This is a genomic window from Streptomyces sp. NPDC029526 (assembly GCF_040637405.1).
Taxonomy (GTDB): Bacteria; Actinomycetota; Actinomycetes; order Streptomycetales; family Streptomycetaceae; genus Streptomyces.
This window is the reverse complement of the sequence record NZ_JBEZWE010000023.1, coordinates 1-12,304: the sequence shown is the minus strand read 5'-3', so window position 1 is coordinate 12,304 and position 12,304 is coordinate 1. Positions and strand designations below refer to the sequence as shown.

Below are 12,304 nucleotides of genomic sequence, written 5' to 3'. Positions count from 1 at the left end.
CGCACTCCGGCGGGGGGGGGCTCGCCCGGCGGCCGGGGGGGGGCCCGCCCGCCGCCGGCGGGCGGGCCCCCGGGGGGGGGGGGCCCGCGGCCCCCCCCCCCCGCCCCCCCGGCCCCCGCTCGACCCGCACGTACCGTCGTGCACGACCTACGGCCTACGACCCACGACCCACGGCCCGAGCTACCCGCTGACGTCACGGCGCCCACGCCCGCCGTGGAGGCCCGGGCCGCTGCGCGCCCGGAGCGCACGCCCGCAGCCGGCGCACTGCCGCATCGCACTCTGCCCACACGGGCCCGAGTGATCCCGGCGGCGTGGCAGACACCGCGAACGGGAGGCCGTGTCGGCGGAGGTCATCGACCAGGGGCACCGGGTGGCGCGGGGCGGGCTCTTCCCCGCAGCTTCCGCGTCCCGCTCCGCTCCTCCGGCGGCTCCGCAGCTCCGCCCTCCCCCGTGGCCGGGCGCAGACCACTCCCGCTCCCGGCGTCGACCGGTCGCCCCGCTTCCGGCGGCCCCCGTCACGTCACCGTCGTGCCACCGGGACGTCCCCCGTCGGCGCGCGGACGCGGCACGCGGCCTCCACACGCACGCCGTGTGACGCGCTGCCACGCGCGTCGACGCAACGACGCGCCCCACCAGTCCCTCCGGCAGGCACGTTCACCCCCGTCCGAGCCGCCTGCGGTGTCGCTCACCCCGGCGCCGGGCGGACGGACGCCCCGCCCGCTCCGGCACCAGCCGGCACGCGTCGACTCACCCCGCCTCGGGCCCCGCCGGCTCCAGGTCGAACTCGCCGTCCCGGGCGCCCAGCACAAAGGCCCGCCACTCCGCCTCCGTGTACCTGAGCACGGTGTCCGGGTCCAGGGAGGACCGCATGGCCACCGCACCACCGGGCAGGTAGGCGATCTCGACCCGCTCCTCGTGCTCCTCGGTGCCCGGTGCGCTGTGCCACTCGACGCCGGAGATGTCGAGCCCGTACAGCTCGTCCTTCTCCCGCTCCTTGCGCGCCCTGATCTCCTCAGCCGTCTCCGCCATGCCGCAGCGACCCCTTTCCGACTGTTCCGACTGTTCCGACTCTCCGACTGACCAACTGCTGTGCCGTACTCTCCGGTGCCCGTGCCCGTGCCCGTGCCCGTGCCCGTGCCCGCCGACCCCGACCGCCTACTCTGGTCAGGGCCCCCGGCCCGGACCGGCGGCCCTGACCACGAGCTGCGGCCCCGACCGCGACCGTCTCGCGGCCCGGACCCGAACCCGGACCCGGACCCGCCCGGTGTGTCCCACGGTCCGGCGCTCACCCTAGTGGCCCCGAGCCCTCCACCAGGGCGGTTCCACGGACCGTGGACGGGAGCCCGGTCACCGCCTGATAGGCTGGCCGATGGCCGTTTGTGTACGCACCCCCGGAGCGCCCGCTCTGGAGGCCGCGCCCAGCGGATCCGCGCCTTCCGAGTCAAGGAAGATCCCCCGAGACGAAGACCGGGGGCACTCGGTGGCCACTCACACACCTTTGAGGAGTACGCGTGTCGCTCGACGCCGCTACGAAGAAGCAGATCATCTCCGAGTTCAGCACCAAGGAGGGCGACACCGGCTCCCCCGAGGTCCAGGTCGCACTGCTGTCCCGCCGGATCTCGGACCTGACGGAGCACCTCAAGACCCACAAGCACGACCACCACTCCCGTCGTGGTCTGCTGATCCTGGTCGGTCAGCGCCGCCGGCTGCTGCAGTACCTGGCCAAGAAGGACATCGCGCGCTTCCGTGCGCTGGTCGACCGCCTCGGCATCCGCCGCGGTGCGGCGGGCGCCAAGTAGGACGGCGTGAGGGGAGCGGTTCCCTGAGGGATCGGGGACCGCTCCCTTTGCTGTACGTGCGGAGTGTCACCGCCTCTTTGTAGTGTGGTAGCACACGCCTTGGGAACAACTCACCGTGATGTCCGCACCGCACCTCGCGGCACGGACATCACAGACGCCCGGACCGCACCCCGCGGCACGGACGTCACGGACGCCCCCCGGGGCGTCACGACGCAAGGGGAGAAGCGCACCTCGCCGCCGCCGGTCCTCGGTAGTGGCCCCCGGGCAATGCGAACCCGGGAGCTTCGATCGAAGACCGGCCCGCACCAGACGGAGCGCTTCTCCACCACGTCCCCCACGCCACACGGGCGTGAGGGACGAAAAGACGACATGTAACGGAGAAGACACTGGTGGAGAACGAGACCCACTACGCCGAAGCCGTCATCGACAACGGAACCTTCGGCACCCGCACCATCCGCTTCGAGACGGGCCGCCTGGCCCGTCAGGCCGCCGGTTCCGCCGTGGCCTACCTGGACGACGACACCATGGTGCTGTCGGCCACCACCGCTTCCAAGAACCCCAAGGACCAGCTCGACTTCTTCCCGCTCACGGTGGACGTCGAGGAGCGGATGTACGCGGCGGGCCGCATCCCCGGCTCGTTCTTCCGCCGTGAGGGCCGCCCCTCCGAGGACGCCATCCTCACCTGCCGCCTCATCGACCGCCCGCTGCGCCCGTCCTTCAAGAAGGGCCTGCGCAACGAGATCCAGGTCGTCGCCACGATCATGGCGCTCAACCCCGACCACCTGTACGACGTGGTGGCCATCAACGCCGCCTCCGCGTCCACGCAGCTGGCCGGCCTGCCCTTCTCCGGCCCGATCGGCGGCGTCCGCGTCGCGCTGATCCGCGGCCAGTGGGTGGCCTTCCCGACGCACACCGAGCTCGAGGACGCCGTCTTCGACATGGTCGTCGCGGGCCGCGTCCTGGAGGACGGCGACGTCGCGATCATGATGGTCGAGGCCGAGGCCACCGAGAAGACCGTCAAGCTGGTCGAGGGCGGCGCCGAGGCCCCCACCGAGGAGGTCGTGGCCGCCGGTCTGGAGGCCGCGAAGCCCTTCATCAAGGTGCTCTGCAAGGCGCAGTCGGACCTCGCCGCGAAGGCCGCCAAGCCCACCGGTGAGTTCCCGATCTTCCTGGACTACCAGGACGACGTCCTCGAGGCGCTGACCGCCGCGGTCAAGCCCGAGCTCGCCCAGGCGCTCACCATCGCCGGCAAGCAGGACCGCGAGGCCGAGCTCGACCGCGTGAAGTCCCTCGCCGCCGAGAAGCTCCTGCCGGAGTTCGAGGGCCGCGAGAAGGAGATCTCCGCCGCGTACCGCGCGCTGACCAAGTCCCTGGTGCGCGAGCGCGTCATCAAGGAGAAGAAGCGCATCGACGGCCGCGGACTCACCGACATCCGCACCCTGGCCGCCGAGGTCGAGGCCATCCCGCGGGTGCACGGCTCGGCCCTGTTCGAGCGTGGCGAGACCCAGATCCTGGGCGTCACCACCCTCAACATGCTCCGCATGGAGCAGCAGCTGGACACCCTCTCCCCGGTGACCCGCAAGCGCTACATGCACAACTACAACTTCCCGCCCTACTCCGTCGGCGAGACCGGCCGCGTGGGCTCCCCCAAGCGCCGCGAGATCGGCCACGGCGCCCTCGCCGAGCGCGCCATCGTGCCGGTGCTGCCGACGCGCGAGGAGTTCCCCTACGCGATCCGCCAGGTCTCCGAGGCCCTCGGCTCCAACGGCTCGACGTCCATGGGCTCGGTCTGCGCCTCCACCATGTCGCTGCTGAACGCCGGTGTGCCGCTCAAGGCCCCGGTCGCCGGCATCGCCATGGGCCTGATCTCCCAGGAGATCAACGGCGAGACGCACTACGTCGCCCTCACCGACATCCTCGGTGCGGAGGACGCCTTCGGCGACATGGACTTCAAGGTCGCCGGCACCAAGGAGTTCGTGACCGCCCTCCAGCTCGACACCAAGCTGGACGGCATCCCCGCCTCCGTCCTGGCCGCCGCCCTCAAGCAGGCCCGTGACGCCCGCCTCCACATCCTCGACGTGATGATGGAAGCGATCGACACGCCGGACGAGATGTCCCCGAACGCGCCGCGGATCATCACCGTGAAGATCCCGGTCGACAAGATCGGCGAGGTCATCGGCCCGAAGGGCAAGATGATCAACCAGATCCAGGAGGACACCGGCGCCGAGATCACCATCGAGGACGACGGCACCATCTACATCGGTGCCGCCGACGGCCCGGCCGCCGAGGCCGCCCGCGCCACGATCAACGGCATCGCCAACCCGACGATGCCCGAGGTCGGCGAGCGCTACCTGGGCACGGTCGTGAAGACCACCACCTTCGGTGCGTTCGTCTCCCTGCTACCCGGCAAGGACGGCCTGCTGCACATCTCGCAGATCCGCAAGCTGGCCGGCGGCAAGCGCGTGGAGAACGTCGAGGACGTGCTCGGCGTGGGCCAGAAGGTCCAGGTCGAGATCGCCGAGATCGACTCCCGCGGCAAGCTCTCCCTGATCCCCGTGATCGAGGGCGAGGACGAGTCCGGCAACGGCTCCGACGAGACGAAGGACGACGCCGCCAAGTGACGTCCCGTGGCTCCCAGGCGACGGCCCGCACCTCCCCGGAGGCGCGGGCCGTCGCCCGTACCCAAACCCTGATCAAGGGCGAGAACGGCACCGGCACCGTCCGCAGGACCACCCTCCCGGGCGGCCTGCGCATCGTCACCGAGACCCTGCCCTCGGTCCGCTCCGCCACCTTCGGCATCTGGGCGCACGTCGGCTCCCGCGACGAGACCCCGGCGCTCAACGGCGCCACGCACTACCTGGAGCACCTGCTCTTCAAGGGCACCGCCCGCCGGTCCGCGCTCGACATCTCCGCCGCCCTCGACGCGGTCGGCGGCGAGATGAACGCGTTCACGGCCAAGGAGTACACGTGCTACTACGCACGCGTGCTCGACACCGACCTGCCGCTCGCCATCGACGTGGTGTGCGACATGCTCACCGGCTCCCTGATCCGCGAGGAGGACGTCGACGTCGAACGCGGCGCCATCCTCGAAGAGATCGCCATGACCGAGGACGACCCCGGCGACTGCGTGCACGACCTCTTCGCGCACACCATGTTCGGCGACAACCCCCTCGGCCGCCCCGTCCTCGGCACGGTCGACACCGTGAACGCCCTGACCGCCGACCGCATCCGGCGCTTCTACCGCAAGCACTACGACCCCACCCACCTGGTCGTCGCCTGCGCCGGGAACGTCGACCACGCCACCGTCGTCCGCCAGGTCCGGGCCGCCTTCGAGAAGGCCGGTGCGTTCCGCGACCCGGCCGCCGTCCCGATCGCCCCGCGCGGCGGACGGCGCGCCCTGCGCACCGCCGGCCGGGTCGACCTCCTCGACCGCAGGACCGAGCAGGCGCACGTCGTTCTCGGCATGCCCGGCCTGGCCCGCACCGACGAGCGCCGCTGGGCCCTCGGCGTGCTCAACACCGCCCTCGGCGGCGGCATGTCCTCCCGCCTCTTCCAGGAGGTCCGCGAGAAGCGCGGCCTGGCCTACAGCGTGTACTCGTACACCTCCGGCTTCGCCGACTGCGGCCTGTTCGGCGTGTACGCGGGCTGCAGGCCCTCCCAGGTGCACGACGTGCTGAAGATCTGCCGCGACGAACTCGACCACGTCGCCGCGCACGGCCTGCCCGACGACGAGATCGAACGAGCCGTCGGCCAGCTCCGCGGCTCCACCGTCCTCGGACTGGAGGACACCGGCGCGCTGATGAACCGCATCGGCAAGAGCGAACTGTGCTGGGGCGAGCAGATGTCGGTCGACGACATGCTCGCCCGGATAGCCTCGGTCACCCCGGACGACGTCCGCGCCGTCGCCCGCGACATCCTGGGACGGCGGCCCTCCCTGTCGGTCATCGGCCCGCTCAAGGACAAGCAGGCGGCGCGGCTGCACGACGCCGTCGCCTGACCCCTCCCGTAAGGAAGCAACGAACATGAGCAAGCTGCGCGTGGCGGTCCTCGGCGCCAAGGGCCGGATCGGGTCCGAGGCGGTACGGGCGGTCGAGGCCGCCGAGGACATGGAACTGGTGGCCGCCCTCGGCAGCGGCGACAAGCTGGAGACCCTCGTCGAGGCGGGCGCCCAGGTCGCCGTCGAACTGACCACGCCCGCCTCCGTCATGGGCAACCTGGACTTCTGCGTGCGGCACGGCATCCACGCCGTCGTCGGCACCACCGGCTGGACCGACGAACGCCTCGCCCAGCTCAGGGGCTGGCTCGACCAGTTCCCGGAGACGGGTGTGCTCATCGCGCCCAACTTCTCCATCGGCGCCGTCCTCACCATGAAGTTCGCCCAGATCGCGGCGCCCTACTTCGAGTCCGTCGAGGTCGTCGAACTCCACCACCCGAACAAGGTGGACGCCCCCAGCGGGACCGCCGCGCGCACCGCCCAGCTCATCGCCGAGGCCCGCCGCACGGCCGGCACCGCCCCCGCCCCGGACGCCACCGTCACCGCCCTGGACGGTGCCCGCGGCGCCGACGTCGACGGCGTACCGGTGCACTCCGTGCGGCTGCGCGGGCTCCTGGCCCACCAGGAGGTCCTCCTCGGCGGCGAGGGCGAGACGCTCACCGTCCGCCACGACTCCCTGCACCACAGCAGCTTCATGCCGGGCATCCTGCTCGGCGCCCGCCGCGTGGTGTCCACCCCGGGCCTGACCTTCGGCCTGGAGCACTTCCTCGACCTGAACTGAGCCCGGTCCCACCCCATGCGCGCGAAGATCTCCTACGCCCTCACGGCCGCCGTCCTGGTCGTCTACTTCGTCCTGGTCGGCAGCCGCGGCGTGCTGCTCATCCGGACCGGCACGCTACTGACCGTCACCCTGGGCGTCGCCGTGCTGATCCTGCCGGTCATCGGCGTGTGGTTCCTGTGGAAGAACACCCAGTTCGTCCGCGACGCCAACCGGCTCGCCGCCGAACTCGACGCCGAGGGCGGGCTGCCCGTCGACGACCTGAAGCGGCTCCCCAGCGGCCGTGTCGACCGCGACAGCGCCGACGAGGTCTTCGCCCGGCGCAAGGCCGAGACGGAGGACGCCCCCGACGACTGGCGCACCTGGTTCCGCCTGGCCGTCGCCTACCACGACGCCCGGGACACCCCGCGAGCCCGCAAGGCGATGCAGCGGGCGATCAGCCTGCGCAAGGCGTCCACCTGAGGAGCACGACTCCGCGCCGGTCCCGCACACGGCCCGGGGCCCGGTCCGCACACGCACACGGACCGGGCCCCGGCTGTGTCCGGGAGGACCGGGGCTCAGTCCGGCCGGTACTCGTCGGCCCAGACCTCCACCGAGTCCGCCGCCCGGTCGAACGCCGTCTCGCGCCCCAGGAAGTCCGCGTCGTGCGTGGTCAGCAGCGGGGACGCGGGGTCGGCAGACCGGCCCCGTCGGACGAGCAGCAGGGCCTGCCCCTGCACCGTCCTCGGCAGCCCGAGCCAGCGCACCGGCTGCTGCGCGGTGCGTACCGTGGCGACCTGCTCCCACGGAACCGTCCGCGTGGTCCAGAACACCACCTGCCGCAGCCCCCGGGCGCTCACCCACACGCCCATGCGCAGCATCCGCAGGGCGCAGGCGATGCCGACCAGCGCGACGGCGAACACGACTCCCGCCGACGACACCGAGGCCGTGGCCGCGATGATGACCGCGGCGAACAGCACGAACGAGGCGAGCAGCAGCACGATCGCCGCCGCCCCCACCCGCCACGGCCCCGGGCGGTACGGGCGCCGCCAGCGGTCACGGTCGTCGTGCGGCAGTGCGACGTCGTCCGCCGTCTCGAAAGCGCGGTCGGCCGTCAGGAAGGGCAGGGGCACGGCTGGTCCTCACTCGATCCATGCGGGGGCAGTGCCGGTGAGGCTACCGATCTGTGGGTTCGGTCACCACCATCGGGGTCCGGACGGCGCCGCAGCCGGCCGTCCCTCCCCGGCTCAGCGCCCCTCGGACGCCTGTGACTGCCCGGTCCCCGGGCCGGAGGTGTCGGGGGTCAGCGCCGGCGTCCCGATGACCAGGGAACCCACGAGCCCGGCGGTGATGGTCAGCCCCAGCAGCCAGCGCCCGGCGATCTGGCCGGCGGAGGCCCGCTCGCGGGGCGGGGGAGTGACGTTGCTGCGGAATCTGTCGGCCTCGGCGAGGAAGGCGAACGGCACGTGTTCACGCCGACCGAGCATCGGGTGGGTGTCTCCCTTCGGGTCGAACGAACAACTCTCACCCCTTCATACGAACGGACGCCCCCAAAAGTGCCCGGACAGCACAAAGATCCAACCGGTCGGTACAAGTCGGGCGTCTGCCGCTCCCGCCGGGACGCCCCGTAAAGTGGGCGCCGCACGCCAGACCAGATGGGAAGGACCCCCTTGAGCTCCGCCGACGATTCCCAGCCGACCCCGCCCGCCGACGTCACCCTGCGGAGCGACGTCACGGTCGAGCTGGTCAAGTCCAGCGCCTCGGACGCCGACGTCCTGTTCGCCGCCCGCGTCTCCACGCTCGGCGAGCAGTCGATCGGGGAACTGCAGAAGGACCCGGAGCGCTCCAAGGGCCTGATCAACTACCTGATGCGCGACCGCCACGGCAGCCCCTTCGAGCACAACTCGATGACCTTCCTGATCAGCGCGCCGATCTTCGTCTTCCGCGAGTTCATGCGGCACCGGGTCGGATGGTCCTACAACGAGGAGTCGGGCAGGTACCGGGAGCTCCAGCCCGTCTTCTACGTCCCCGACGAGTCCCGCAAGCTCGTCCAGGAGGGGCGCCCCGGCAAGTACGTCTTCGTCGAGGGCACCACCGACCAGCACGCCACCGTGCAGCGCGTCCTGACCGAGACCTACGAGCAGGCCTACGCCGCGTACCAGAAGCTGCTGGCCGAGGGCGTCGCCCGCGAGGTCGCCCGCGCAACGCTGCCCGTGGGCCTGTACTCCTCGATGTACGCCACCTGCAACGCGCGCTCGCTGATGCACTTCCTGGGCCTGCGCACCCAGCACGAACTGGCCAAGGTGCCGTCCTTCCCGCAGCGGGAGATCGAGATGGTCGGCGAGCGCATGGAGGCCGAGTGGGCGCGGCTCATGCCCCTCACCCACGCCGCGTTCAACGCCAACGGACGCGTCGCCCCGTAGGCGTCCCGGAGATTTCCCGCGCCGGGCACAGATGTACGGGTCAGCCCTACGAAGTGTCCGGATTGCGGCATTTCGAGATGTTCATCTAGCCTGATCGAACGGACCCGGTACTGCCTGAACCCCCGAGCAGGCAGTGCCGGGATCCGCTTTTGTCCGGGGTTGTCGCATCCCCCGAGGGCAGACCCCGCCCCGAGCAACGAGTAGCGTGTAACCCATGGCTCCGACCTCCACTCCGCAGACCCCCTTCGGGCGGGTCCTCACCGCCATGGTCACGCCCTTCACGGCGGACGGCGCACTCGACCTCGACGGCGCCCAGCGGCTCGCCACCCACCTGGTGGACGCAGGCAACGACGGCCTGATCATCAACGGCACCACCGGCGAGTCGCCCACCACGAGCGATGCGGAGAAAGCCGACCTCGTACGGGCGGTCCTGGAGGCGGTCGGCGACCGCGCCCACGTGGTGGCCGGGGTCGGCACCAACGACACCCGCCACAGCATCGCGCTCGCCCGCACCGCCGAGCGCACCGGCGCCCACGCACTGCTGGTCGTCACGCCGTACTACAACAAGCCCCCGCAGGAGGGCCTCCTCCGGCACTTCACGACCATCGCGGACTCCACCGACCTGCCGGTGATGCTCTACGACATCCCCGGCCGCAGCGGCGTCCCCATCAACACCGAGACGCTCGTCCGCCTCGCCGAGCACCCCCGGATCGTCGCCAATAAGGACGCCAAGGGCGACCTCGGCCGCGCGAGCTGGGCCATCGCGCGCTCGGACCTCGCCTGGTACTCCGGCGACGACATGCTGAACCTCCCCCTGCTCTCCGTGGGCGCGGTCGGGTTCGTCTCGGTCGTCGGCCACCTCGTCACCCCCGAGCTGCGCGCCCTGGTCGACGCGTACACCTCCGGAGACGTCCAGAAGGCCACCGAGATCCACCAGAAGCTGCTCCCCGTCTACACGGGCGTCTTCCGCACGCAGGGCGTGATGACCACCAAGGCGGCGCTGGCCCTGCAGGGGCTGCCCGGCGGACCGCTGCGCGCGCCCATGGTCGGGTGCGCGCCCGAGGAGATCGAGCAGCTCAAGATCGATCTTGCCGCCGGCGGGGTACAGCTCTGACAACGGGCTTCGCACGCACGCGCGCGCATCGACTTCACAACTGAACAGGCGGGCCACCGGTGCCCGCACCCCACTTCGACACCTGCTTCTGCACGAACGTCATGCGCGCCACGTGCCCACCGGTACGTGGCGCGTGTGGTTGAGGAGAGTCTTTTGAGTCATCCGCACCCTGAACTCGGCCCGCCCCCGCCGCTGCCGGAGGGCGCCCTGCGCGTCACTCCGCTCGGTGGCCTCGGCGAGATCGGCCGGAACATGACCGTCCTGGAGTACGGCGGCCGCCTGCTGATCGTCGACTGCGGAGTGCTCTTCCCGGAGGAGGAGCAGCCCGGCATCGACCTGATCCTCCCGGACTTCTCGTCCATCCGTGACCGCCTCGACGACATCGAGGGCATCGTCCTCACGCACGGCCACGAGGACCACATCGGCGGCGTCCCCTTCCTCCTCCGGGAGAAGCCGGACATCCCGCTGATCGGCTCCAAGCTCACCCTCGCCCTGATCGAGGCCAAGCTCCAGGAGCACCGCATCCGCCCCTACACCCTGGAGGTGGCCGAGGGGCACCGCGAGCGCATCGGCCCCTTCGACTGCGAGTTCGTGGCGGTCAACCACTCCATCCCGGACGCGCTGGCCGTCGCCGTCCGCACCCCGGCGGGCCTGCTGGTCCACACCGGCGACTTCAAGATGGACCAGCTGCCGCTGGACAACCGCCTCACGGACCTGCACGCCTTCGCCCGGCTCAGCGAGGAGGGCATCGACCTCCTCCTGTCCGACTCGACGAACGCCGAGGTCCCGGGGTTCGTCCCGCCCGAGCGCGACATCTCCAACGTCCTGCGCCAGGTCTTCGCCAACGCCCGCAAGCGGATCATCGTGGCCAGCTTCGCCAGCCACGTCCACCGCATCCAGCAGATCCTCGACGCGGCGCACGAGTACGGCCGCCGGGTCGCCTTCGTCGGCCGCTCGATGGTCCGCAACATGGGCATCGCCCGGGACCTCGGATACCTCAAGGTGCCGCCGGGTCTCGTCGTGGACGTCAAGACGCTGGACGACCTGCCCGAGCACGAGGTGGTGCTGGTCTGCACGGGTTCCCAGGGCGAGCCGATGGCGGCGCTGTCCCGCATGGCCAACCGGGACCACCACCAGATCCGCATCGTCGACGGCGACACGGTGATCCTCGCGTCGTCGCTCATCCCCGGCAACGAGAACGCGGTGTACCGCGTGATCAACGGCCTGACCCGCTGGGGCGCCAACGTCGTCCACAAGGGCAACGCCAAGGTGCACGTCTCGGGCCACGCGTCCGCCGGCGAGCTGCTGTACTTCTACAACATCTGCCGCCCGCGCAACCTGATGCCGGTGCACGGTGAGTGGCGCCATCTGCGGGCCAACGCCGAGCTGGGCGCCCTGACCGGCGTCCCGCACGACCGGATCGTCATCGCCGAGGACGGCGTGGTCGTCGACCTGGTCGAGGGCAAGGCGAAGATCTCGGGCAAGGTGCAGGCCGGCTACGTCTACGTCGACGGCCTCTCGGTCGGCGACGTCGGCGAGCCCGCGCTGAAGGACCGCAAGATCCTCGGCGACGAGGGCATCATCTCGGTCTTCGTGGTCATCGACTCCTCCACCGGGAAGATCACCGGCGGCCCGCACGTCCAGGCCCGCGGTTCCGGGATCGAGGACTCGGCCTTCGGCGCCGTGATCCCCAAGATCACGGAGGTGCTGGAGCGTTCGGCCCAGGACGGCGTCGTCGAGCCGCACCAGATGCAGCAGCTGGTGCGGCGCACGCTGGGCAAGTGGGTGTCGGACACCTACCGGCGCCGTCCGATGATCCTCCCCGTCGTGGTGGAGGTCTGACGGTCCGTCGGCCCGCGGGCACGCGCCAACCGGGAGCGGGGCGCCTCGATTTGCATCGGGGCGCCCCGCTCCAGTACGTTTACAGCTCCCCCCGATCGGGAACCCGGCTGCTTCACGCGTCGGTGACCATCCGAGGCGGGGTGGAAAATCCGACTCAGAACTTCTGATAATGTCGGGTCCGCCGGAAAGGGAAAGCGCGAAAAGCGTTGACCTGGAAAGCACCGAGGAAATCGGATCGGAAAGATCTGATAGAGTCGGAAACGCAAGACCGAAGGGAAGCGCCCGGAGGAAAGCCCGAGAGGGTGAGTACGAAGGAAGCGTCCGTTCCTTGAGAACTCAACAGCGTGCCAAAAGTCAACGCCAGATATGTTGATA

Annotated in this window: 11 protein-coding genes; 8 read left to right on the top strand and 3 right to left on the bottom strand. The window is 71.0% G+C overall.

Annotated features, from left to right (window positions below; all coding sequences use genetic code 11):
- Positions 1-747: 747 nt before the first annotated feature.
- Positions 748-1,029 (bottom strand): DUF397 domain-containing protein, encoded by a 282-nt coding sequence (locus tag AB0F01_RS28855; protein WP_362101609.1) that lies wholly within the window; start codon positions 1,027-1,029, stop codon positions 748-750.
- A 482-nt stretch (positions 1,030-1,511) separates the two neighbouring features.
- Here AB0F01_RS28855 and rpsO point away from each other — a divergent pair, with 482 nt between their 5' ends.
- The 5 genes from rpsO to AB0F01_RS28830 all read left to right on the top strand — a co-directional run bounded on the left by rpsO (position 1,512) and on the right by AB0F01_RS28830 (position 7,033).
- On the top strand, positions 1,512-1,799 hold the full coding sequence (gene rpsO / locus AB0F01_RS28850) for a 30S ribosomal protein S15 (protein WP_164338358.1): 288 nt from the start codon (positions 1,512-1,514) through the stop codon (positions 1,797-1,799).
- 389 nt (positions 1,800-2,188) lie between these two features.
- Positions 2,189-4,420, top strand: coding sequence for a polyribonucleotide nucleotidyltransferase (locus AB0F01_RS28845; RefSeq protein ID WP_362101607.1), 2,232 nt, complete (start codon positions 2,189-2,191; stop codon positions 4,418-4,420).
- On the top strand, positions 4,417-5,796 hold the full coding sequence (locus AB0F01_RS28840; RefSeq protein WP_362101604.1) for a pitrilysin family protein: 1,380 nt from the start codon (positions 4,417-4,419) through the stop codon (positions 5,794-5,796). Before AB0F01_RS28845 ends, AB0F01_RS28840 begins: the two co-directional genes overlap by 4 nt.
- Positions 5,797-5,821: 25 nt before the next feature.
- The gene (gene dapB, locus AB0F01_RS28835) at positions 5,822-6,574 is read left to right on the top strand and encodes a 4-hydroxy-tetrahydrodipicolinate reductase (protein WP_362101602.1); all 753 of its coding nucleotides are present in this window, start codon (positions 5,822-5,824) and stop codon (positions 6,572-6,574) included.
- Between the two features lie 15 nt (positions 6,575-6,589).
- Positions 6,590-7,033: a hypothetical protein gene (locus AB0F01_RS28830; RefSeq protein ID WP_362101600.1), complete on the top strand. Its 444-nt coding sequence runs from the start codon at positions 6,590-6,592 to the stop codon at positions 7,031-7,033.
- Positions 7,034-7,128: 95 nt separating this feature from the next.
- Here AB0F01_RS28830 and AB0F01_RS28825 read toward each other — a convergent pair whose 3' ends face one another.
- Together AB0F01_RS28825 and AB0F01_RS28820 are read right to left on the bottom strand one after the other, a co-directional pair.
- Positions 7,129-7,683 carry a hypothetical protein gene (locus tag AB0F01_RS28825; protein WP_362101597.1) on the bottom strand — a complete coding sequence of 185 codons (555 nt, stop codon included), beginning with the start codon at positions 7,681-7,683 and terminating at the stop codon, positions 7,129-7,131.
- A gap of 114 nt (positions 7,684-7,797) precedes the next feature.
- The gene (locus AB0F01_RS28820) at positions 7,798-8,037 is read right to left on the bottom strand and encodes a hypothetical protein (RefSeq protein WP_362101594.1); all 240 of its coding nucleotides are present in this window, start codon (positions 8,035-8,037) and stop codon (positions 7,798-7,800) included.
- A 168-nt stretch (positions 8,038-8,205) separates the two neighbouring features.
- Here AB0F01_RS28820 and thyX point away from each other — a divergent pair, with 168 nt between their 5' ends.
- From thyX to AB0F01_RS28805, 3 genes are all read left to right on the top strand, one after another.
- The gene (gene thyX / locus AB0F01_RS28815; RefSeq protein ID WP_362101592.1) at positions 8,206-8,973 is read left to right on the top strand and encodes an FAD-dependent thymidylate synthase; all 768 of its coding nucleotides are present in this window, start codon (positions 8,206-8,208) and stop codon (positions 8,971-8,973) included.
- 214 nt (positions 8,974-9,187) lie between these two features.
- The gene (gene dapA, locus AB0F01_RS28810; RefSeq protein ID WP_362101589.1) at positions 9,188-10,087 is read left to right on the top strand and encodes a 4-hydroxy-tetrahydrodipicolinate synthase; all 900 of its coding nucleotides are present in this window, start codon (positions 9,188-9,190) and stop codon (positions 10,085-10,087) included.
- Between the two features lie 153 nt (positions 10,088-10,240).
- Complete coding sequence (locus AB0F01_RS28805; protein ID WP_362101587.1) at positions 10,241-11,929, top strand: ribonuclease J; 1,689 nt, start codon at positions 10,241-10,243, stop codon at positions 11,927-11,929.
- The last annotated feature ends 375 nt before the right edge of the window (positions 11,930-12,304 follow it).